The sequence below is a fragment of the Streptomyces sp. NPDC048383 genome (assembly GCF_040651775.1).
GTDB lineage: Bacteria > Actinomycetota > Actinomycetes > Streptomycetales > Streptomycetaceae > Streptomyces.
The window spans coordinates 1-20,115 of the sequence record NZ_JBEZKS010000019.1 but is presented as its reverse complement, the minus strand read 5'-3'; the positions used below and the strand labels follow the sequence as shown (position 1 = coordinate 20,115).

The following is a 20,115-nucleotide window of genomic DNA, read 5'->3' as shown; positions in this document are numbered from 1 at the left end:
GCGGCGCGGACTACTTGGTGACGCGGATCTCGACCAGGACGTGGTCCCGACCGTCCACGGACTCGCCGACGCCTTCCCAGGTCTTCGCGGGGATGTTGTACTCGACGCGGTCGTTCTCGGCGGTCATCGCGAGGTGGGTGTTGCCGGAATCGTCGGTCCGCACTCCGTGCACCGACTTGAGTTCCAAGGTCAGGAAGCCCTCATCGCCGATGACCTTGAAGCACACGTCCGCCCGGTCACGGGCCAGGAACTTGAGGAGGTTCTCCTCGCTCCGGCAGTCGGCGAGCACGATGTGGCCGTCACCCCGCTTGAGGACGATGCCCTGCTCGGCCAGGACCTTGTCGGCGTTCGGGTAGTTGTAATCCTCGATGGCGTATCCCGGCCCCGTTTCGGCGACAGGTCCGGCGGTGACGTCGGACGGCTGACCGCCCCCGGCCGTCACGGCCCAGGCCAGAACACCGGCCGTGGCAGCGGTTCCAAGAATGCGCTTCCATGCGTTGCGTGACTTCATGACAGTCCTAGCTGTAGGTATTGATCAGGGGGTGATGCCGGAGGGGCGGCGGCGCGCAGTGTGGGCGGCGCCGCCACTTCGGCGAGGTTCGGAGAAGGCGGCCCGTCAGGATCGGGACGCCGTGGGAGCCTTGAGCCCGCTCCCGCTCGTCGTGCCGTCCGTCACGGCTTCAGCGTGACGTCGAACTCGATGACCTGGGTCTTGGGCGACATCGGACCGGAATCACCGACGATCTTGTCGATGAGCGCGCCCACGCTGTTGCTCCACCAGTCCGTGTATCCGATGACCGGGGGGTGGGTCGCGGACTCGATGTCCGACTCGTTGTACGCGGTGTACCGCCACACGACGGAGCCGTCCGCGTTCTTGCGGGTGGGGGTCATCCGGACCGAGTGCGAGCCCAGGAACGTGTACGCGAGGTTTCCCGTGAGGCCGGCTGTGGAGAGCGTCCCGTAGTCCTTCAGGTACTTCCCCGCACCGTCGAAGCCGCTGAGCGAGTAGTCGTACAGATAGGGGTGGCCCAGTTCGAAGTTCCCGTTCCGCGTACGGTCGGCGAAGAAGGCCAGGGCCTTCTGCGTGTGCTCGTGCTCACGGTAGACGCGGGTGAGTTCATCATTCGGACCGAAGCACTGCGACCGGGGTCCCTTTCCGGTGAGCCAATCCACGCCCAGTTCCCACGGATTGGTGTTGTTGCTGGACTCGATGGGCGTGCCGAACGGCGTCAGGCAGCTCTCGGCGCCTTCGGGGAGGCCGTTCTTGCCGGGGACGATGGGGACCTTCGAGTTGTCCAGGGCCTTCTGGATCGCCTCGCGCATCGCGGCCTCGATGACGAGGTGCTTGGCCTCCGCCGCGGCCTGGGAGGCCGCGCCGGCGCTCGCCCCGGCCGCGAGCGAAGCCTGGCGGGCCGCGGCGGCCGAGGCCGCGGCGTCAGCGGCGTAGGAAGCGGCCTCGGTGGCGGACCGTACGGCGCGGGTCGCCGCGCTCCGCGCCACGCTGCTCGCCCTGCGCGCCGCCACGGCCGCCTGACGCGCGGTCTCAGCGGAGCGTGCCGCGGAGGCAGCGGACGCCTCGGCGGACGCCGCGTTCTTGCGCGCCTCCTCGGCGGACAGCTTGGCGGCCGCGGCGTAACCCTTGGCACGGTCGGCCCACTCGACCGCCTTGGCGGCCGCGTCACGTGCGAGGGCTGCCGCTTCGGAAGCCCGTGCCGCGTTTTCCTGCGCCTCCTGGGCCACCTTGGCAGCGCCCGCGATCATCGCCCGGATCGCGCTGATGTGCGTGGCGTGGTCATGGTCGATCCGCGCGAACTCGTGCTGCGTGGTGCCGATGAAGCGGCGCAGCATGTGGGAGTCGCCCTCAAGCGCGATCTTGGCGGCGGCCTTGACGTAGGGACCTCCGTTCGCCAGGAGGGTGGTCGCCTTCACGCGGTCGTCCTCGCGGACGGCCGCGGCACGCTCGACGTGCAGGAAGACGTGCAGGGCCTGGGCGGTGCCCTTCTCCAGCGCGGCCACGGCCGCACGGCGCTCGGCCGGGCCGGTGTTGTCGTCGGCCAGGATCGTCGTGGCCTCGACCCGGTTGTCCTCCTTGGCCGCCTCAAGTGCTCCGCTTTCGAGGAACGTCCGCACTTTCGTGGGGTCCTCGGTCCTGAGCACGGCCACGGCCGCCAAGGCCACGTTCTTGGTCGAGATCGCGGCCATGGCCGCGACGTTCTCGACGTTGTCCTGCCGCAGGGCGATCAGCCGGTCGGCGTCGATCCAGTGGACGACGTCCTCGTCCGAGCCGGCCAGCGCGAACTCCGCGGCCCGATGGGTCCACGTTCCCGCCCGCCCGATGAGCTGGATCGCCGCCTTGCGTCCGGCCACCACGGCGTCCGCGGTCCTGCCGGCCTTCAGCGCCGACTCCGCGGAGCCGATGAGCCCGAGCAGCTCCTGCGACAGGCGCGCTTCCTGGGTCCGCTCCCGGTTGTACCGTTCGAGCTGATTCGTTTCCGCGCTCGCCTCCAGCCGCGCCCGCTCGATCGCCTCGGCGGTCTCCTCGGCCAGTCGGGCGGTTTCGGCCTCACGGGCCGTCTGTTCGACCGCACGTGCCTTGTCGACGGCGTCGGCGGCCTTGTTCGCCGCCTCGACGGCCGCGTTGGCGGCTGCCGTCGACCGGTTGGCGTAGTCGACCGCCTGGCCCGCGTGGTTCGCCGCCTCCAGGGCGGCCGCTGCCGCCTTCTCGGCATGATCGGCGGCACTGTTGGCCGCGTCGCGCGCCGCACGGGCGGCCGTCGCCGCCTGCCCGGCCAAGGTCCGCGACTTGCTCGCGGCCCGCGTCGCCCTGCCCGCGGCGGCCTCGGCCACGGCGGCCTCCCGCTGTGCTACGGCGGCCTCGGACTGCGCGGCGCCGGAAGCCACGGCCGCGTCGGCCGACGCCCGAGCCGCGGCGGCGGCGTTGAGGGCCGAGCCGGCGGCGGCCGCACCCGCGGCGTCCGCCGCTTCGGCGGACTTGGCCGCGAGATCGGCCTTCTCCGCCACGGCGCGGACGAACCTGACCATGGCCGTGGCGGCCTGCGCCGCCGCTCGGGCCGCGTCTGCCATCCCCGCGTCCTTGGAAGCCCCGATCGCGGCCTGGTACGCCCGGGTCGCCGCCCGTCCCGCCGACGCGGCCGCTGCCGCGGCGGCGTGCGCGGCCGCCACCGAACGCTGCGCGGCGGCCTGCGCCGTCCGCGACGCCGACACCGCGGTCGACGCGGCGGCCGCCGCACCCCGGGCCGCCTGCGCCGCCTTGTTCGCGGCCCTCGCGGAACGCTGGACGTCCTGATTGGCGGCCTCGGCCTCGGCCTTGGCCTCCAGCGCCGCCTCCTTCGCCTTCTCGGCGGCCTTCACGGCCTGCTGGGACAGCTCGACGGCCTCGTCGGTCTTCCGACCGGCGCGCTGCCCCTCCGCCTCCACGACCTTGACCAGCTGCTGGATCGTCGCGGTCTCCTCGTCACGGGCACGGGCGATGTACTGGCCCGTTTCCAGGAACCACCGGATCGCCCTCGGCGTCCCGTCGTCCAGTGCCCGCTGCGCGTACACCCTCACCTGCGGTGACGCCGTCACGAGGATCGACGTCACCTGCACCCGGTCGTCCTCCTCGTGAGCGGTGAACTGTCCGCCGCTGAGGAAGGCGCGCAACGCGAAGTCCGAATCGGCCTCCAGCGCGGCGGACGCGTCACGCTTGACGGCACGGCCACCGCGGGCCATGACCGTGGTCACGGCCACCTTCAGGTCCTCGCGCACCGCGGTCTGGAACCCGCCCTTGAGGAAGGCCTCGACCGCCGCCGTGCCCCCCGACAGCGCCGTGCCGATGCCTTCGCGAGTCGCCTTACCCGCCATGACCAGCGACTGCGTGAGGGTGAACCTGTTGTCCTCGGCCCGGGCCGAGGCCAGCTTCTCGTCGAGGAACGCCTTCACGTCCGCCGCGTTCCCCACCAGGGCCGCGGCGGCAGCGACGCGAACGGCTCGGCCGCCCGTCCGGTACGCCCAGACGACCCTGCCGCGTTCGGTGTCCGGCAGGCCGGCCCCCTCGGGCACCGCGGCGGACCCGACCGGACCCGCCGCGTACGCGGACCGACTGAGCACCGTGCAATTGGACAACGCACAACCGGCCGCCACCCCGGCGAAGGCGGTGATTATCTGACGTCTGCTGAGCTGTCGTGAACGTGATGCCATCACGACTCCCTTCTCTTGCGCTGATCCCGACCAGGACGTGCTCCCGGCCTGACGGGCTGTCATGGTCGGTGGTCCGCACCGGGTGTGCCGTTTCGGACTCGGGAACCACGACCGCGATGTCGTGTTCTCCGGTGGCGCCGACCGGGTTCGCGTTTCGCTCCCGGCGGCGATCACTACTCTCGGCGCACCGCGGGGTGGGGGGAAGGGAAACCAGCCGGCCGAAAGGGGCCCTGACCTGTTCCGGCCTGCGCGGGCTTCCTGCGGCGCTCCGCCCTCTCTCTCCGCGGCGGATCCGGGACCGGGCGAGATCCCCCTCCCTCGGAGGGGTGCAGTGCGGCGTGATCCGCAGGACGCTCCACGTCGCGAAGTACCTGTCAGATCGCAGCCGGCGAAGGGGTATTGCGGGGCAGCTGCACGGGGGCGAGCCCCCGGAAACCGCCCTGCGTCGCCGGCTCCGGCTGATGGCAGCTCGGGCTGATGGGCGGTTCGGGCGGGTGGCCCGCCGTCTCAGCGACCTGCCCCTCGCCTTGGACGTCGCGACCGGGCGCACAGCCCGCTACAAGGCCCCGCCGCAGCCTGGGCGAGGGCCCTGGCGCCTCCGTCGAGCACCCGCCCGACGGCGGCCCGCAGTCGCGTTCGAACCACGGCGGAGCGGAGGGACCCACGCTCCCGGCTCGACGTAGAGCAGGGGGGATCTCGGTGGCATGGATCGGTGCGGGGATCCCCCGTGGAGCGTCGTCATGGAGGCTGTCTCGGTACGGGACTCGGACGACCACACCGAGCAGGTTGGCGGCGACCACCGTCCCCGACCGGCGACGTGATCGCCCTGCACCAGATGCGGTGGCCGGACGAGGTGCGCCCGCCCGGCGCGGTCCCGGCGCCGGCCGCCGTGGACGTCACCGATACGGAGATTCAGGCCGCAGTTGACCTGGCGGCCGCGTTGGCCACCGGCGGGTTCGAGCTGTCGGAGCAGCGCGACGCCTACCGTGCCGCCGTCGAGGAGGTGATCGCCTCGAAGGAGTCCGGCCGCCCGGTGGCGGCCGCGGGCGAGCCGGCACTGTCGGGGGAGGTCGTCGACCTGATGGCCGCGCTCCAGAAGTCAGTCGAGGACGCACGTGCCGCGCGGCAGGAGAGTCGACGCCTCCGTCCACGACCTCCCCACGGGCAAGAAGGCCGCGACGAAGGTTGTGAGGCCTGCGGCTGGCTCCGCGAGGAAGATGGCTGTGCGGCGGAAGCCGCAGCGCAGCGCGTGATCGGTGATTCGGTCAGTCGTAGGACATGACGGCGATCCACCGGCCGTGCCCGTCCTCCTCGTCGGTGAGGAGGCGTAGTTGCCGGGGTCCCGGTGACTACGTCGCCGGTGTCGGCGGGGTGGCCGGTGACGGCGTCACAGCGCGCGGGCCTCTTCGGTGCCGTTTGTCGTGGTGAACAGAGCGCGGGCCTCGGTGATGTCCAACAGTCGGACCAGCCGCTCTGGTACCGGGCCCGCCAGGACCAGACGGCCGGTACGCAGCAGGAGCAGCATCAGGTTGAGCATGGAGGAGTCCGCGAAGGTACATCCGGATCGTTCGCAGCCGCCGTGCCAGCCTCCTTCAGGGGGCCGAGGCTGTCCTGGTCGAACTCGCCCCCGCACACGATCACGCGGACACCGTCCTCGTCGGGCAGGACCTGTACCAGCTGTTCCACCGCAACTCCCAGCCTCGCCGACCGACGCGGCACCGCGTCCGTCTCCCGCGGCCAAGGTACCCACGCCCCCCGCCTCACCAGACGTGAACCGTTCATGATCCACAGCACAGAATTGATCGGCGGCTCCAGTCGGCGCATCCGCGATCATGCAGATCGGAGTACGGGTACGGGTACGGGTACGTTCGCCTGGCCGCGATTGCGGCCGCCGAGGGACTGTCTCTGCGCGCCTACCTGGCCCGGCTCGCGGAGACGATGCTGACGCCCGCCGAACGCGCCGAACGCGCGAAGAGGGCCCAGGCGGCACTGCGGGCCTGGAACGGCTACGACCCGACCGCGTCCGAGCGAGACGCACTCGACGACGAACTGGACCGACGCCTCGCGCAGGTGCAGCGCCCGTGAGTGAAGCGATGCACATCGTGCTCGACGAGACAGCGATGGCGGCGGCCGGGCAGGGCAACGTGTTGGCCTCCCGGCTGATCCATCGCGCGCACGCCGAGACCGGCTGGTTCCTCTACGCACCCTCGTGCGCCCTCGTTGAAGCCGACCGGGCCCGCCCTGGCACTGCCGAGCACTTGGCCGCCCTACCTGGCATCACCGTCCTCGACCTGGACCTGCCCGCCGCGCTCGCGGTGGCACAGCAGGAGACGTGGGCGGCTGCCCACAGTCAGCACGCGGCACAGCCCACTGCGGACCGGCCTGAGGGCGCGATCGTGGCCACCACCTTGCCGAAGCGCTGGGAAGGTCAGCCGGCACGGATCCTGGACCTCACCCCCTGACCAGCGACCTGGCCGGCGCCCCGGTGAAGCGCTACGAAGAGAGCTTCGCGTCTGGTCTGGCCACGTTTCGTCGCCACCTTGCCGGGCTGCGGCAGGAGACAGGCGGGTCGAGAGCCGCGTTGAAGCCCTCGTCCAGAAGATCGACCGCAGCCAGGACCAGGTCATCGGGCTGCTCACTCAGCTGGTGGAGCAGCGTCCCGGCGCCTGCTGATCCCTCTGGGCACAGCGCCCGGCCCGTCCATGGCGACGGCCTCGACCGGAGACCTCTGGTCGGGGCCGTCCGTGCGTCGGGGGTTTCCGGCGCGCAGGTGTTCCTGCCGGGCCTGGACCAGCCGAGTGTTGGCGCCGACGAAGCCTGCGAGACTGTGGCCGGTGCCGGAGCGAGACAGCTACCGCCAAGGTCAGCCCAGGTGAGGCCGACGGCGGTGGCCCATCCCTTGAACTCCGACGGTTGGGTTCGCCCCCCGGTGCGCGACCATCGGGTTACGACCCCGGCTCCGGTCGGACGGGGGCATCCGTGGCCAGGGTGTGGTCGAGAATGGCCGTGGCCAAGGGGGCGTGGACGGCTCGAGGTAGGGCATGACCCATGCCCGGTATCTCGACCAGCCGTGCCCCGGCGATCACCTGGGCGAGATGGTCGGCGTGCGGCGGTGGGAAGACGGGCTCGGCGGGGGCGGATATGACCAGGGTCGGCACCTCGGTGCGCGCGAGTTCCTCGGTGCGGTTCATGCCGGAGTGGTCCGCGCGCCCGTGGGTCATGGGTGCCTCATAGCGTCCGGAGTGCTCGATGATGCGGCGCTCCGAGGCCCGGAATTCCTCGGGGTCGAAGGGGATCCGATCGCCATTGAGCAAACGCCAGTGCTCCACGCGGTGGTCCAACTCGCCCTCCAGGCCGCGGTCCTCTTGAGGACGGGACCACATTTCGAGCAACCGTGCGTCGACGGGTGGTAGTCGGTCCACTGGAGTTCGGGAGCCGTCCGGGTGCGACAGCGGGGTGCTGCTGAGAGCGCAGGTGCCCATCACTGTCGCGCTGAGCAGCCGTTCGGGGTGATCGGCGATCAACAACTGGGCGAGCATGCCGCCCATGGAGAGGCCGACGACGTGCGCCCGCTCGACTTCGTGTGCGTCGAGGACGGCGATCGCGTCTGAGGCGAGGTCGACGATGCGGTACGGGTGAGTTTCGAAACTCCAGCTTGAGCGGCCGGTGTCCCGGTGGTCGTAGCGGATGATGCGATGGCTCACGGCCAACGCGTCGATCAGTTCTTCCGGCCAGCCCAGCCCGGACGCCCCGGCCCCCATGATCAGCAGCAGGGCCGAATCCTGTGGGGCGCCGCGCACTTCGGACCACAGTCGCGCCGTCGGGTTGACCTGGACGAATCTTTCATTCATAGCACCGCTCCCCACTGCACGATTGGAGACGAAACGGACCGTCTCGTATTGCGACGTCACCATCATGACGCACGCCCCGGAGTCACGCAATACGTTTCGTCTCGCTACTGGCTGAACGCTCGCAGGGGTCCGGAACCGTCTCGACCGGCCCGGGCCCTCACTGTGCGCCGAGCGTCATCCACTTCGCCGGCGTCGTGAGGGATTCGAAGCCCATCTTGGCGTAGACCGCGTGTGCGTCCGCGGTGGCCAGCAGCACGCAGCGCAGTTCGTAGGGTGCGAGATGATCGCAGACGGCGGTAACCAAAGCACGTACCTGGACGGCACCGGAGCCGCGCTTGACGTCCGCGACGAGAAGCTGTTCGCCTCCGGGATCGAGAAGATGCCGCAGTTCACGACGAATGGGTACGCCGCCGTCCGCGGTGCCGGGGGCCTCTTCGTTTTCGCAGCCCAGCCGGTCTGACGGGCGCCCCGCCCCCGGTGCAGGGGGGTTCGGCGCTGGGTCCGGTGGTGTGGGCGTGTGCGGGCGGTCACTCCTGGCCGTGGATGATCAGTGGGTAGCGGTGACGGAAGCTGCTTTTGGAAGTGGGTGGCGGCCCGGAGTCGGGCTGGTGAGTCGCAACCAGTGAGAGGTTCACCCCCGGGATGGGCTCCAGTTGCGTGGCGGTGACCCAGGTCCGGTGGTCGGCTGGTTCGACGGCGCCTCGCCCGGCGTACTGCCACAGCGGTGCGCCGATCACTGGTCCTCGTCACCGCCCTGCTCTTACCTCGCGGTGCGCTCGATGTGGCGGACCACCCACCGCCCGGCCCACTGACGTACTCCGGGAAACTCCGCCGATGGCCAGGTGGCGATGCGCAGGACCAGGAGCACGGTCGCTGCGAGCAGATGTGGCGGGCTGACCAGGCGGTGGCGGGGGACCGGCTCGATCCGGGGCCCCGGCCATGGCGGCTCCCGGGTGACGGCACGACGTACAGGGGCAGTCAGTGTCGCCGGGGTCGGTGAAGAGGGACTGGAACACGGCGATGAGCAGCACTTGGACGGGGATCCGCACGCCCCGGTCTGCGCCACGCGCCGTTCCTGGAGCAAGTACGCCCGTATGCGGTCCGCGCGTTCTTCGGTGCTCCCGTGCGCCCTTCCCTCGTCTCGGGCAGCGCGCCTGCCGGAATCGGACTCTCTGCGCGCCATGGTCTGGCTCCCTTGCCGATCCCTTGCACGGCTGCGGCTCCCCGGCGTGGTGGTGAGCCGCAGCCGTCGCGCTGGGCTCAGATGCGGTCGCGCCCGTAGTACTGGCCGAGCTGGTCGCGGTAGGCGGCGTCGCCGCGGTGCTTGTCCTTGTCGTACTCGGGGGAGTCCTTGATCTGGTCCTTGGTGAGGTTGACGTTGACCGTCTTCTCCTGCACATCGACGCGGACGACGGTGCCGGCGGGGATGAGAACTTCCTTGCCGAAGATCCACGGGCCGGTGTCGACGACGATGTAGGAGGCGCCGACCTCGTCGGTGTCCTCGTCGACCTTGCCGATACTCCCGTCACTGGCTTCGACCTTGAAGCCGACCAGGCTGGTGCCGGGCGTGTAGTGCGACTCGGGGTTGTAGCTCCACATGTCGTCAGTCATAGGTGTTCTCCTTCTGGGTCAGAGTCCGAGGTCGTGCGGGGGTCAGGTGTGCAGGAGGCAGTTGCGGCCGACCGCTCCTTCCTCGTCGAGCCAGTGGCCTCAGTCGGCGAGGTAGCGGAATCCGTGGCGCTGGTCCACCGGGAAGGTGACCGTGACCGCGCGGCTTCCGTCGGGACGCTCGACCATGGGGTGGGCGCCGGGCCGCCAGTCGGTGAAGTCACCGACCACGCTGACCTCACCGGCCGGGTGGCCGGCGGGCAGGACGAACGTGATCTCGGTCCGCTTCTTGCTCCGGGTGCGCTCCAACATGGACGGTCACTCCTCACCACCGGGGGAACATGGCTTCGCCATCACTGCCCGCTGCGTCGGCCTGGGTAGCGGGTCGCTACGCCACCCGGGACGGGTGTCCCCCACTCGGCCGCACGTTCAGGCGGCGCGGCGGATCCGTTGTAGCTCTGCCCGCAGGAGGGCGAAACGCCGCATGCCCCAGTTGCCCAGGTCCACACTTCGCCACGATGCCCATCCCGGCCTGGGCCCCATCCGGCCCCGTCGAGGCCGGGTCCCCAGGTCCCGCATCGCTGGTCTGATGCCCTGCTCAGGTGTGAAGGAAGTTTCGGTTCCGCGTGGCTGCGTCTTCTTCGGGTAGACGCGCCCTTGGATTGGCGGGCTTCCGCCGCCGGCCGCTCATTCGCACGAGGCAGTGCGGAGCAGGGAGCGCTCCATGATCCTCATAGTGGGCCTGATCATCCTGCTCGCCGCGCTGATTGTTGCGGTGGCCGGGGTCATGGCCAATCTCGGCAGCGCCCACGAACTCACCAACGACTTCTCGGTCTTCGGCTATCACGTCACCAGCTCGACCGGCGCGCTGTTCCTCTACGGCATCGCCATCGGCGCCCTGACGCTTCTCGGCTTGGTCCTCATGCTCGCCGGAGCCCGTCGGGCATCCCGTCGCAACCGCGTCGACTTCCTCCCCTCGAAGCGCGAGAGCGCGGTGGTGGACCGCGAACGTGAGGACCTCATCCAGCAGCGCGACGCCGCCCGCGCGGAAACTGCCCAGGCCCTCGGCGAAGGCCATCCCACCACGGCCGCTGCCACGGCCGTGGGCTATCGGCGCGCCAAACAGCTGGGCGGGCGCAACAACCCCCTCCAGCGCCCGAACCCGGAGCGTGCACGAACCGCAAACGTCGCCTTCTGGATCGCGCGTATCGGGAACCGTGGGACCGACTGGGTGGCGCATGGGCGACCCCTGCCGCCCCTCAGGCCGCGGGACGGCGGCCTTGGGGCCTCTGGTGGGACAATAGGGGCTATCGGCGGCATGGCCGACGCGATCAAGCGGCCTACGCCTTCCGCATACGAACAGCAGGTCAGGCCATGGCCAAGCAACAGCCTAGGGCTTCCCAGCCCACCCACGGTGAAGGGCCGAGCCCACACCAGGGCACCGAGCAGCACGGCTGGTCGCCAGATGTGGACGAGACCAAACAGCAGGACAACCCCAGCGCCCACCGCTCCTTCCACCCCGAGAAGTACGCACCTGCCAAGGGACCCGGCAGGACCGTCTCCAAGGAAGAGGCGGGCAACCCCCACGGCACCCCCTCCAAGAGCGTGGGCAGCCGAGGCGAGGACCAGAGCAAGGGCTCCAGCGATCAGGGGATGCATGACACCGGCCGCCGAGGCCGCTCCCAGCGTCCCAGCGGAACCAAGGACGCCTCCGCCACTACCGGTGTGGACCCCCAGGACCCTCCCGGCAACCGCGGCGCGGGATAGACCGACAGCCGCAACCATCGCCCGCCTTCCAGGGCGTCGCACGGTGGGCGGGGGCCCGTCGGCTCAGCGTGCGCACCGTGTCGAGATCGGGGCAGCGCACAGGAGGTGCCAGGTATGGCGATCGAGAAGAACGCCGCCCAGGTCAAGACCCAGGGGCAGCGTATGGCCGACAGTCGCGCCATGGAGGTCACGGCCCGGGTCGGGCTCTGCGCCCGGGGCGTGATCTACGTCCTGGTCGGACTCCTCGCGGTACGGATCGGTTTCGGTGACGACAGCGGCGGCAAGGAGGCCGACCGGTCCGGGGCGGTGCGGACCATCGCCGAGCAGCCGTTCGGCAGGGTGCTGCTGTGGGCGTTGGTGGTTGGCTTGGCGGCGATGGCGCTGTGGCGGCTGTCCGAGGCCGTGTTCGGGCAGGCGACGGCAGGTGGTGACACATGGACCCGGCGCTTGGGCTCCCTGGGCATCGCGGTCTTCTACGCCGTGATCTGTGTCGGCGTGGCGCAGACCGCGCTGGTCGGCGGGTCCGCCGGGACCCGCGCGGGCGATGAGTCGTCGAAGGAGTACACCGCGAGGGTGCTGGAATGGCCCCTCGGCCGGGTGCTCGTCGGCGCGTTCGGCGCTGTTCTGGCCATCGTGGGCGTGGTGATCGTGGTGCGCAGCCTGATGCGAAAATTCGAGAAGAATCTCCGTACGGGCGAGATGAGCCCGACGACGCGGCGCATCGTCGCGGGTCTGGGCCTCGTCGGTGGTATGGCGTGCGGCGTCGTCGCCGTCGTGACGGGCCTGTTCGTCCTGCTCGCCGCGGTGCGGTTCGACCCCAACCAGGCGAGGGGCTTGGACCAGACGCTGCGATCGTTCGCCGCGACCCCCGTCGGGCCGGTGCTGTTGATCGCCGCGGCACTGGGCCTCCTGGTGTTCGGCCTCTACTCGTTCTGCGAAGCCCGCTGGCGCAAGGCCCCCGAACACGATGCCTCGGCGGATCAGCCAGCCTCCCGCGGTGCCGACTGACCGCCCAGTGCGGTATCCGACCGCTGCAGACCTCGTACAGCGCACGCGATGTCGTGGGTTTTCTTATCTGCGGTTTTGTGATCCGGCAGGAGTGCCCGTGTGCCCGCGGACCCCATCGCCCACAGTGAGCTCGCTGCCCTGAACCGGCGGTTCGAAGAGGTCTCGGAGAAGCACGACCGTGAGTTCGGGATCATCAAGTCCGACCTCACCTCGGTACGCCTCCAGATCGGCAACCTCGACCAGAAGGTCGAAGCTCTGGACGAGAAGATCGACCGTAACCAGGCCCGGATCATCGAGCTGCTCACGCAGCTGGTCGGCCAGCGTCCCGACGCCGGCTGACCGTCGCTGGGCATCAGCCCGTCACTCCGCGGCCCCGGACCTGGCGAGGGTTCGGGGCCGCGGTACGTCCTGGTCAGTTACCGCTGCGCAACTGTTCCTGCCGCTCCCGGACCAGGGCGTGCCATCCGGTGCGTGCCCGCTCTTCACCGTTGATCCACCGGGCGGTCGAGGCGGCGGGAAGTGTCAGGCCGGCCATGTAGTGGGCGATGTCGTAGTAGTAGGCGTGGTCACCGCCCCGGACATAGTCGCGCAGCCGGTCGATCGCGGCGGGGGCCTCGTCCGGCTCGTGTTAGACGGCGTGGTGGAAGGTGAGGGCGAGTTCCAGAAGAGCTGCGGCGGTGACGATCCCGCTCGTGTTGATTTCCGTGCGGAGCAGGTGCCCTCGGTGCTCGACCTGGGCTGATGGGCTGCTGGCGTCGCGTACGAGGGCTGCGATCTTCGAGGTGAAGCTGGTCGTGCGCAAGGCGCTGGGCCTGGGATGGGGCTCGTTCCTCGGCGATGCCGTGTTCTTCGGCTTCGGTGCGGGAGACGGCGTAGGCGGCCGCGGCGCGCTCCATGTCGGCCTGGACCCACCAGCCGTCCCCTCGAACGCGACGGCGGCGGCCAGCCCAGCCGGAGGCCGGTCAGGAGTTGTTCGGTGAGTTCGATTTCGTCGGTGGCGCGGCCGGGATCGGTAAAGGCGATGACGAGGGTCAGCGATGGCGCGGGCGGTGCGGACGTCGCCGCTCAGGCGGCGAGGTGGGCCAGTCACCGACGGGCCGCCCGTGCGAGACGGCCGGCTCCGTCGGCTACCTGTTGCATGCCGGTCCGGGAGGCGTCGGTATGGCCGAGGTTGCGGTCGGCCTTGGCCCGGTAGTACACGGCGACAACCTGCAGTTCTGCGGGACGACGTCGGCTGTCGATGATGGCGGTGAGGCGGGCGATGGTGCGGTCGCGGTGTTTGTGCTGGCGTCGGGAGATTGCGTTGAGTGTTCTCCACCAGGCGTCCGCTGCCGTCTCGAGGGGCGTGTCGGTGTTGAGGCGGTGGGTGGGGCGAGGGGCTCCCACACGGAGTCGCTGGTGTAGGCCCACGCGGCCTCGGCCAGCCAGTCGAGGGCGAGTCGGAAGTCTCGGGCCAGGGTAAGCCCTTGGCGTAGGCAGCCGATGAGGAGGATTCGGTCCGGCCGGTGTGCGCCTGCCACTGGGCGCCGAGCCCGGTGAGGGGCCGTCCGGCGGCTTGCTGCCAGTCTCGCGTCGATCAGCGGTCATCGGTGTGGTCGTCGGCGGTGCGGATGGTTGATGAGGCCGTGCAGGTGGTAGGGCCAGATTCCGAGGGGGTTCTGGCGTACGAAGGGCCGCTCGATCAGCCGCATCGCCGCCGCCTCGTGTGGCAAGCCGGCTGCTGCGGCGGCCAGGGTCAGGTCGAAGGAGTCGAGCAGGGCGACCGAGCGGAGCACGTGGCGCTCGTCCGAGGCCGGACAGGGTGCGGGCGATCAGGGCCGGGAAGTCGTGGTCGAAGTCGGCCGGCAGTGGTGTGTGGCCGGTGCGGCGGATTTCGAGGAAGCGCATGACAGCCGTGTCGAGGTAGAGGGGCAGGCCGTGGGAGTGGTCGGTGATCACCTGGCGGATGTCGGTGCTGATGAAGGGCCGGCCGTCGCGGGGGAGGCGTCGGGCGAGGTGGTCGTCGCAGTCCTCGGGGGAGAAGTCGCCGACGAGGACCTGCCGCGCGTGTCCGGGGGCCGGGCGGGCGGCGCGGGCGGCCGGGACGCCTCCGGGAATGCCAGGCCGGGGCAGGCGGTCGGGCCGGTGTAGTCGAGCTGTCCCTGCAGGCCCGGGCCGGCCCACTGCAGGCGTGAGCGGCCGGTGACGACGAAGAATACGTTCGGCATGAGCCACACCACCCGCTGGATCAGGCGTTCCAGATCGCGGTGCGTGCGGTCCCCGACATCCTCGAAGGTATCGAGGAGAACGACAGGCACCGTCCTCTTGTCCGCGGGCAGCTGGGCGATCTCCTAGGCCAGGAGGTGCGGTTAGAAGGACAGGGAGTCCAGGTCCGGTTCGGCCTTCAGCAGGTCGCCCAGCCGGGCGCAGCCGGCCAGCGCCTGGACGGTCTGCCGCCGTTCGCGCAGCGCCTTGACCAGCGAGCCGGTGAGGGCGCCCACGGCCGTGCCGACGGTGCCGGGCAGGAGCAGCGCCTGGGCGACATCGGCGAGCGCGGACTGTGGGAGCGACTTGCAGCAGACATGAAGGAAAGCAGTGAGGTGGAGGAGAATGATCCCTTTACGGTCGAGATCATTTCGGAGAGGTGGACCCATGTCCGAGCTGAACACGGCAGATTTCGAGCCCCTGGACGGCGACGAAGACCAGCTCGCGCGTGACGCCGTGCGTGAGATCATCGCCTTCTACAACACCCGCATCACCGCCGAACGGCGGTCGTCCATACCGGACGACGAACGCATCGAGCAGCTGAAGGCCGCCCGGCAAACCGCGATCGACGATCAGTCGCGCCTGGAGACCGCAGGTCCCGGCGATGCCGCCCGCATCGCAGCCGACTACGCGGCCCGGCTCAAGGGGCTCACCAACCAGTCGTAGCCCGCCGCGGGCACGGCCCCCGGCCACATCTCTGGCCGGGGGCGACCGATCCGAGGCGGCTGCATCCGGTCCGGCATCAGCGGCCGTGCCAGCGCAGCGGTCTCGTCCAGCTCCGGTCGGTGCCGCGGCAGCGCCTCACGCAGCGCCCGGTGCAGCGCCAGGATCCCGGCCTCCTCCTCGGAAGCGAGTCAGATGTGAAGGGCAGCGACGCTGGTGAAGCTCAGTAGCTGGCGTGAGTCGCTCTGAAAACAGCAGGTCAGAAATACTTCCTTGACGTCAGTCCGTGAGGCTGGCGAGGAACTTGGCCTCGCGCCGCGGGTCGAGGCCGACCGGCGATCGGTCGGGGCGCTGCGGCGCGGTGCCGCCGATCTCCTGGAGCCAGGCCCAGGTGTCTGCCACTGTCTCCCCGATGGGACGACAGCGCAGGCCGGCGTCGGTCGCCTTGGTGACATCTCCGCGGTGCATGGTGTCGTGGTCCTCACCGGGCGCGATCCAGATCGGCAGCTCGGTCCAGCCCTCGATACCCGCGGCGAGGATCGGTGCCGGATCGGTCCAGCGCAGCTCCGCGTCGGAGCCGGTGACGCGGACGCAGGCGTCGAGCAGTTCACCCATCGTGGTGTGGCCCGATGGGCTGACGACGTTGTAGGCACCGGCGAGACCGCGCGTTGCGGCGTCGAGCATCCAGGCCGCGAGGTCGCGGGCGTCGATGTACTGCAGCGGGAGCTCGCGTGGGCCGGGAGCGAGTACGCGGCTGCCTTCGGCTATTCGGTTGAGCCACCACGGCAGGCGGCCGACGTTCTCACGCGGGCCCAGAATCAGGCCGGCCCTGGCCAGCAGTATGCGGTCACCGAAGGCGGCGATCGCGGCGAGTTCGCCGCCGCGTTTTGCCTCCCCATAGGGGACATCCTCTGCGTCCGGAGAGGAGTCCACCACGGGAGCGTTCTCGGTAAGGGCCCCGGCGGCGGGATATCTGTATACAGAACGGCTGGAAACGTAGACGTAGTGGCCGGCGCGGTCAGCCAACAACCCAGCCGCGTCGCGTACGGCCGTGGGGGCGCCCGTCCAGGTGTCCAGGACTATGTCCCATTCCCCATCCGCGAGGGCCGCCAGGCCACGCGAGTCCGTGCGGTCACCGCGCAGATCCAGAGCGCCCACCGGGGCCTGATGCTGACCCCGGTGAAACACCGTCACCTCCCAACCCCGTGCCAGCGCATCACCGGCGACGGCACGCCCGACGAATTCCGTACCACCCATGATCAAGAGCCTCATGACTCCGACTCTGCCCGACCAACCACTGGCGTGGGAACCGAACCTCGCTGTGGACAGAATCGCCCACAGCTCAATTGCCGATGCACTCAAGCTGAGGATCCACACCCAGCCCTTTCGTTCATTGGTTCACCGCCCAGCGCGGTAAACCATCCCGGTCAGAGCACTAGCTGCCCTGACCCCAGTTCACCCTCAAGCGATCCCACGGCCTCGTCCATCAATAGTCTCCGCGTCATGCCCGACCTCCTCGCCCACCGCAGCCTCGCTCAGCGTACTGACCCCGGTGAACCTTCCCGGTCAGAGCACTAGGCGATGATCTCGCCCTTGTCGCTCTCGCCGGCAGCCAGCGCCGGCCACGTGGACTTGACGACGCTGTCGATGATCTCGGACGGGCCGGTCGCCCGCTCGATGGGCAGGGGCGGAGTAATCGTGTGGGTCAGCACTACGCTGCTCACCGAGTCGGACCCTTCGTTGGTGACGGTCCACCGCCACACGACCGAGGAGCCCTCCTCATCGATCTCTCCGTACGGGTCGCGTGCGGGCCTGCCGTTGCGAGGGAGGCAGCAGCACCCTGACAGCACGGGCCCGGGACGCGCGCCCCGGGGCCTGGCTGTGCTATTTCGCTGGCGCCCTGTGCGGTTGATCGGCTCCTATGGCGCCGGTTCGTAGACGACGGTGGTGGTGGAGCAGTCCTCGGTGAGGCCGAGGAGGGCCTGGCGCTCGTTCTCGTCGACGGCCAGGTCCCAGCGGAGCTTGGTGCCGACCCAGGTCGCGGCGTAGGTGCGGTGATATCCGCCGTCGGAGGGCAGCCACTCGGCCGGGTCCTTGTCGGACTTGGACCGGTTTGAGGCGGCGGAGACCGCGATCAGGGTGTCCGGGGACCTGGTCGTTGGCGTATGCCTCCCGGCGGGCCGCGGACCACGGCGCCTGCTCAGCTGGCAGGGAGCGTCGTTGGACCTGTGCGGTATTCCCGGCTCTGGAGCACCTGAGAGGCTCAGGTTGACGTCAGATGCCGTCGCGGCGCCACTCGTACCGCCACGCCGCGTCGAGGTAGCCCATCTCCTCGTCACGGAAGCCGGGCCGCGGCGGGCCCAGACGTCGTGACGCTTCCACGCACCGCTCGTCGTCGTGGAGTGCAAGACCGTACACGGCAACGAGCTGGACCCGGCGCTCCGGGTGGTGAAGGAGAGCCGCCATGGCGTCGGTCAGGACGGGATCGCCGTTCCTGCTCTCACCGGCCTGGCGGCAGGCCGCGACCCGTACGTCCGTGTCGACGTCAGTCATCAGCGACAGGAGTGCCTCACGAGCCTCGTCGGACAAGGACCCGGACTCCAACCGCGTACCGAGCCCGTTGGCCACCGCCTGCCGGACACCGGCATCGGGGTGGCCGATGTGGGCCAGGAGGGCCGCTTCGGCGCGCGGTCCGGAGTACGAATCAAGGCCGTGCAGCACCCTTGTGAGGACGGCGATGTCCGTCTCCTCGGCCGACCAGTCGGTGAGGGCGTCCACGGCGAGGACCGCGAACTCGTCCTCGTGGCTGTCGGCGAAAAGCTTGATCAGCCGCATCAGCTCGGCACCGAACAAGCGGTGAGCCGGGTCCGTATGAGCTCGCAAGGCCGCGGCAGCCATCCAGGTCGCCTGATCACGTCGGTGAGACAGCAGAATGGCGGCCCGTCCCCACGTCGTGTGGTCCTGGTCGTGGTCCAACGCGCGTGCCATCAGCTCCTCACACGAGGTGCGGATGCCGAGTAGTTCCTCCAGGCATGTGAGGATCGCCCCGTGACCGTCCCGCACGGTCATTCCGCCGAGAGTGAGCTCGCCGACTGTGTAGTGCTCGTCGTCCTGGACCCTGGTACGGACGAGGTCGTCCCGGGAGCCCGTGCGGCGCCGCAGTTCGGCTTCGCCCCCCGCCCCGTGCCAGTTTCGCGCGAGATCCCGCATCTCCAGCAGCTCGGACTCGGCATACCTGTCCCGGATGCTGTTGTCCAGGAGAGCCTCGACCAGCGCGGGCGAACCCGAATCAACCGCCTCACGCAGGGACAGCAGCTCGTCCGGCGCGCACTGGCCGGCATCGGCGCCAGATATGAGCAGCAGTTGAGCGATGTCCCCGCGCCACGCCCGGACAGCCACACCGAACGCCGCGGCCCGCTCGTCGTAATCCCCGTCCTCCTCCAGGATCCGCTTCACCAGAAGAACTTCCCCCGCCCGAACAGCGGCGATCAGACGAGGCTCCACCACACCGCTCACACGCCCACCCACATCCATGACCTCACTCCCTCGTCGTGTCCCCGCAGCTCAGTCTAGGTTTGCCCCATCCAGCCCACCGGCACCGGGCGCAGCCGACGCAGTCAAGGGATTCGGTCACCAGGAGCTCGCCGTCGCCCTCTGCCGCAGGGATTCTGTATCTTGCGCGAGATGTGGGCGTTCAGCCGGTCCCAGACCAGCAGGATCGGCGTTCGGACCAGGTGATGGACGCCGTCGACCAGCGCGATGGGGTCCCGCTCGCCCATGCTCCGGTGCTTGCCCCTGCCCGCGGGGTGTCCGAAGGCGATGGCACAGACGGGTCCGGGAGCCCGGCCGCATGGCGATCAGCCCTGCCACCGACAGCCGCCCCGAACGCCGGCCGGTGCGGATGCCGTTTCCACCCCGGAAGCCGTAACCGACGCTCGACCTTCGGCAACAAGGGATCGATCACCGCCCACAGCTCATCGTCGACGTCCCACGGCTTGCGCCGAGCCGCCATGCACCCCCGGGGCAACGCTCTACGGCCCATCCAGCCAACCGGAAGATCATTTCATTGGAGGTTATAAGCTACTGGCCAGTAATCGGGGGGAGTTGCGCCGTTGAGGCGGCTCCATCCGGGGGAACACAGGGCGCGACAGGCCGGATTCGACCATCCGTGCGGACGCCGCGCCCTCCGGCACGGGACATACATGTACCTTCGTTTCAAACTAAAAACAGTCACCCTTTTGACCGTTCTCAGCGTTTTCCTGACGCTGGGCATGGGTCAGGACAGCGCGCTCGCCGCGCAGAGTGCCAAGTTGAGCGGGACCGAGGCGAAGCTTCGCGCAGCTGAAGCGAAGATCGATGCCGATCTGCTGGTCCACATCGTCCAGGGCACCGCCAGGGTGTCCGGCTGCGACAAGCTCTCGTTCCTGGAGAAGCCGTCCTGCTACCGCGAGTTCGCGAACAAGGCCCTCAAGGTCGGCGCGGGCGTGGGGATGTTCGCGTACGGAGTTCACTACGCGCACAAGGACACGGTCCAGCACTTCGGCAACCTGAAGAAGGAAGCCGCAGGGCTCAAGGAACTCAGGGCGCAGTTCACGGCGGATCCGGCCAGGATCGCGGATCCGGAGTACCGCCAACAGTTCGAGAAGCAGGTCCGGGCCGCGGCGTCCGGCGCGCGAGCCGACATCGACAAGATGGTCGGGGACGTACTCGAACTCATCGAAACCGTCCTCGTCATGATCCAGTTCACCATGGCCATGGTCGCGCTGGTGCTCGG

The 20,115-nt window shown here is 69.7% G+C and carries 23 protein-coding genes and 3 pseudogenes; 10 read left to right on the top strand and 16 right to left on the bottom strand.

Translation table 11 applies throughout. The features are described from left to right. Positions 1-10: 10 nt before the first annotated feature. The gene (locus AB0D46_RS15670; RefSeq protein ID WP_362877868.1) at positions 11-511 is read right to left on the bottom strand and encodes a hypothetical protein; all 501 of its coding nucleotides are present in this window, start codon (positions 509-511) and stop codon (positions 11-13) included. Between the two features lie 161 nt (positions 512-672). After that, a complete protein-coding gene (locus AB0D46_RS15665) occupies positions 673-4,110 on the bottom strand; it encodes a hypothetical protein (RefSeq protein WP_362877867.1) in 3,438 nt (1,145 codons plus the stop codon). A 907-nt stretch (positions 4,111-5,017) separates the two neighbouring features. Here AB0D46_RS15665 and AB0D46_RS15660 point away from each other — a divergent pair. Then, positions 5,018-5,482: a hypothetical protein gene (locus AB0D46_RS15660; RefSeq protein ID WP_362877866.1), complete on the top strand. Its 465-nt coding sequence runs from the start codon at positions 5,018-5,020 to the stop codon at positions 5,480-5,482. Between the two features lie 105 nt (positions 5,483-5,587). Here AB0D46_RS15660 and AB0D46_RS15655 read toward each other — a convergent pair whose 3' ends face one another. Then, positions 5,588-5,737, bottom strand: a complete 150-nt coding sequence (locus tag AB0D46_RS15655; RefSeq protein WP_362877865.1) for a hypothetical protein — start codon at positions 5,735-5,737, stop codon at positions 5,588-5,590. 335 nt (positions 5,738-6,072) lie between these two features. Between AB0D46_RS15655 and AB0D46_RS15650 the strand changes: the two genes are divergently transcribed. Further along, positions 6,073-6,285: a hypothetical protein gene (locus tag AB0D46_RS15650; RefSeq protein WP_362877958.1), complete on the top strand. Its 213-nt coding sequence runs from the start codon at positions 6,073-6,075 to the stop codon at positions 6,283-6,285. Beyond that, complete coding sequence (locus tag AB0D46_RS15645) at positions 6,282-6,662, top strand: hypothetical protein (protein WP_362877864.1); 381 nt, start codon at positions 6,282-6,284, stop codon at positions 6,660-6,662. The genes AB0D46_RS15650 and AB0D46_RS15645 overlap by 4 nt, the downstream gene beginning before the upstream one ends. A gap of 483 nt (positions 6,663-7,145) precedes the next feature. On the opposite strand, the gene AB0D46_RS15640 is transcribed toward AB0D46_RS15645, so the two are convergent. Continuing rightward, complete coding sequence (locus AB0D46_RS15640; protein ID WP_362877863.1) at positions 7,146-8,051, bottom strand: alpha/beta hydrolase; 906 nt, start codon at positions 8,049-8,051, stop codon at positions 7,146-7,148. Between the two features lie 157 nt (positions 8,052-8,208). Further along, a pseudogene (locus AB0D46_RS15635) lies at positions 8,209-8,358 on the bottom strand (GNAT family N-acetyltransferase); the annotation flags it as partial. On the opposite strand from AB0D46_RS15635, the gene AB0D46_RS15630 reads away from it, so the two are divergent. Next, on the top strand, positions 8,332-8,511 hold the full coding sequence (locus tag AB0D46_RS15630) for a hypothetical protein (protein ID WP_362877862.1): 180 nt from the start codon (positions 8,332-8,334) through the stop codon (positions 8,509-8,511). The pseudogene AB0D46_RS15635 and the gene AB0D46_RS15630 overlap by 27 nt on opposite strands. Positions 8,512-9,311: 800 nt before the next feature. Here the strand turns inward: AB0D46_RS15630 and AB0D46_RS15625 are convergent. From AB0D46_RS15625 to AB0D46_RS15615, 3 genes are all read right to left on the bottom strand, one after another. Continuing rightward, on the bottom strand, positions 9,312-9,662 hold the full coding sequence (locus tag AB0D46_RS15625) for a PRC-barrel domain-containing protein (protein ID WP_362877861.1): 351 nt from the start codon (positions 9,660-9,662) through the stop codon (positions 9,312-9,314). 99 nt (positions 9,663-9,761) lie between these two features. Continuing rightward, the gene (locus AB0D46_RS15620) at positions 9,762-9,971 is read right to left on the bottom strand and encodes an isoamylase early set domain-containing protein (RefSeq protein WP_362877860.1); all 210 of its coding nucleotides are present in this window, start codon (positions 9,969-9,971) and stop codon (positions 9,762-9,764) included. A gap of 286 nt (positions 9,972-10,257) precedes the next feature. Further along, complete coding sequence (locus AB0D46_RS15615) at positions 10,258-10,737, bottom strand: hypothetical protein (protein ID WP_362877859.1); 480 nt, start codon at positions 10,735-10,737, stop codon at positions 10,258-10,260. A 296-nt stretch (positions 10,738-11,033) separates the two neighbouring features. Here AB0D46_RS15615 and AB0D46_RS15610 point away from each other — a divergent pair, with 296 nt between their 5' ends. The 3 genes from AB0D46_RS15610 (at position 11,034) to AB0D46_RS15600 (ending at position 12,773) form a co-directional block, all read left to right on the top strand. Further along, positions 11,034-11,426 carry a hypothetical protein gene (locus AB0D46_RS15610; RefSeq protein ID WP_362877858.1) on the top strand — a complete coding sequence of 131 codons (393 nt, stop codon included), beginning with the start codon at positions 11,034-11,036 and terminating at the stop codon, positions 11,424-11,426. A gap of 114 nt (positions 11,427-11,540) precedes the next feature. After that, positions 11,541-12,434 carry a DUF1206 domain-containing protein gene (locus tag AB0D46_RS15605; protein ID WP_362877857.1) on the top strand — a complete coding sequence of 298 codons (894 nt, stop codon included), beginning with the start codon at positions 11,541-11,543 and terminating at the stop codon, positions 12,432-12,434. Between the two features lie 99 nt (positions 12,435-12,533). Beyond that, on the top strand, positions 12,534-12,773 hold the full coding sequence (locus tag AB0D46_RS15600) for a hypothetical protein (protein WP_362877856.1): 240 nt from the start codon (positions 12,534-12,536) through the stop codon (positions 12,771-12,773). A 289-nt stretch (positions 12,774-13,062) separates the two neighbouring features. Here AB0D46_RS15600 and AB0D46_RS15595 read toward each other — a convergent pair whose 3' ends face one another. The 3 genes from AB0D46_RS15595 to AB0D46_RS15585 all read right to left on the bottom strand — a co-directional run bounded on the left by AB0D46_RS15595 (position 13,063) and on the right by AB0D46_RS15585 (position 14,209). Continuing rightward, positions 13,063-13,236, bottom strand: a complete 174-nt coding sequence (locus AB0D46_RS15595) for a hypothetical protein (protein ID WP_362877855.1) — start codon at positions 13,234-13,236, stop codon at positions 13,063-13,065. A 284-nt stretch (positions 13,237-13,520) separates the two neighbouring features. After that, positions 13,521-13,820, bottom strand: a complete 300-nt coding sequence (locus AB0D46_RS15590) for a hypothetical protein (protein ID WP_362877854.1) — start codon at positions 13,818-13,820, stop codon at positions 13,521-13,523. 197 nt (positions 13,821-14,017) lie between these two features. Further along, positions 14,018-14,209 (bottom strand): hypothetical protein, encoded by a 192-nt coding sequence (locus tag AB0D46_RS15585; RefSeq protein ID WP_362877853.1) that lies wholly within the window; start codon positions 14,207-14,209, stop codon positions 14,018-14,020. 52 nt (positions 14,210-14,261) lie between these two features. Between AB0D46_RS15585 and AB0D46_RS15580 the strand changes: the two genes are divergently transcribed. Further along, a complete protein-coding gene (locus tag AB0D46_RS15580) occupies positions 14,262-14,564 on the top strand; it encodes a hypothetical protein (RefSeq protein WP_362877852.1) in 303 nt (100 codons plus the stop codon). Positions 14,565-14,782: 218 nt separating this feature from the next. On the opposite strand, the gene AB0D46_RS15575 is transcribed toward AB0D46_RS15580, so the two are convergent. Further along, a complete protein-coding gene (locus AB0D46_RS15575; protein WP_362877851.1) occupies positions 14,783-15,067 on the bottom strand; it encodes a hypothetical protein in 285 nt (94 codons plus the stop codon). On the opposite strand from AB0D46_RS15575, the gene AB0D46_RS15570 reads away from it, so the two are divergent. After that, positions 15,066-15,344: a hypothetical protein gene (locus AB0D46_RS15570; protein WP_362877850.1), complete on the top strand. Its 279-nt coding sequence runs from the start codon at positions 15,066-15,068 to the stop codon at positions 15,342-15,344. The genes AB0D46_RS15575 and AB0D46_RS15570 overlap by 2 nt on opposite strands. Positions 15,345-15,620: 276 nt before the next feature. Here the strand turns inward: AB0D46_RS15570 and AB0D46_RS15565 are convergent, their stop codons facing one another. The 4 genes and pseudogenes from AB0D46_RS15565 to AB0D46_RS15550 form a co-directional block, all read right to left on the bottom strand. Continuing rightward, the gene (locus tag AB0D46_RS15565) at positions 15,621-16,613 is read right to left on the bottom strand and encodes an NAD-dependent epimerase/dehydratase family protein (RefSeq protein WP_362877849.1); all 993 of its coding nucleotides are present in this window, start codon (positions 16,611-16,613) and stop codon (positions 15,621-15,623) included. Between the two features lie 302 nt (positions 16,614-16,915). Further along, positions 16,916-17,065, bottom strand: coding sequence for a hypothetical protein (locus AB0D46_RS15560; protein ID WP_362877848.1), 150 nt, complete (start codon positions 17,063-17,065; stop codon positions 16,916-16,918). A gap of 550 nt (positions 17,066-17,615) precedes the next feature. Beyond that, complete coding sequence (locus tag AB0D46_RS15555) at positions 17,616-18,797, bottom strand: HEAT repeat domain-containing protein (protein WP_362877847.1); 1,182 nt, start codon at positions 18,795-18,797, stop codon at positions 17,616-17,618. Between the two features lie 448 nt (positions 18,798-19,245). Then, positions 19,246-19,353 (bottom strand): annotated as a pseudogene (locus AB0D46_RS15550) (IS5/IS1182 family transposase); the annotation flags it as partial. 226 nt (positions 19,354-19,579) lie between these two features. Here AB0D46_RS15550 and AB0D46_RS15545 point away from each other — a divergent pair. Further along, positions 19,580-20,115 (top strand): annotated as a pseudogene (locus tag AB0D46_RS15545) (hypothetical protein); the annotation flags it as partial.

Coding starts and splice junctions, on each gene's coding strand:
- AB0D46_RS15630 (WP_362877862.1), top strand. CDS start 8,332: ATGATCGCAGACGGCGGTAACCAAAGCACGTACCTGGACGGCACCGGA.
- AB0D46_RS15605 (WP_362877857.1), top strand. CDS start 11,541: ATGGCGATCGAGAAGAACGCCGCCCAGGTCAAGACCCAGGGGCAGCGT.
- AB0D46_RS15575 (WP_362877851.1), bottom strand. CDS start 15,067: ATGGGTCCACCTCTCCGAAATGATCTCGACCGTAAAGGGATCATTCTC.
- AB0D46_RS15610 (WP_362877858.1), top strand. CDS start 11,034: ATGGCCAAGCAACAGCCTAGGGCTTCCCAGCCCACCCACGGTGAAGGG.
- AB0D46_RS15620 (WP_362877860.1), bottom strand. CDS start 9,971: ATGTTGGAGCGCACCCGGAGCAAGAAGCGGACCGAGATCACGTTCGTC.
- AB0D46_RS15625 (WP_362877861.1), bottom strand. CDS start 9,662: ATGACTGACGACATGTGGAGCTACAACCCCGAGTCGCACTACACGCCC.
- AB0D46_RS15615 (WP_362877859.1), bottom strand. CDS start 10,737: ATGGCCTTCGCCGAGGGCCTGGGCAGTTTCCGCGCGGGCGGCGTCGCG.
- AB0D46_RS15670 (WP_362877868.1), bottom strand. CDS start 511: ATGAAGTCACGCAACGCATGGAAGCGCATTCTTGGAACCGCTGCCACG.
- AB0D46_RS15640 (WP_362877863.1), bottom strand. CDS start 8,051: ATGAATGAAAGATTCGTCCAGGTCAACCCGACGGCGCGACTGTGGTCC.
- AB0D46_RS15565 (WP_362877849.1), bottom strand. CDS start 16,613: ATGAGGCTCTTGATCATGGGTGGTACGGAATTCGTCGGGCGTGCCGTC.
- AB0D46_RS15655 (WP_362877865.1), bottom strand. CDS start 5,737: ATGCTCAACCTGATGCTGCTCCTGCTGCGTACCGGCCGTCTGGTCCTG.
- AB0D46_RS15570 (WP_362877850.1), top strand. CDS start 15,066: ATGTCCGAGCTGAACACGGCAGATTTCGAGCCCCTGGACGGCGACGAA.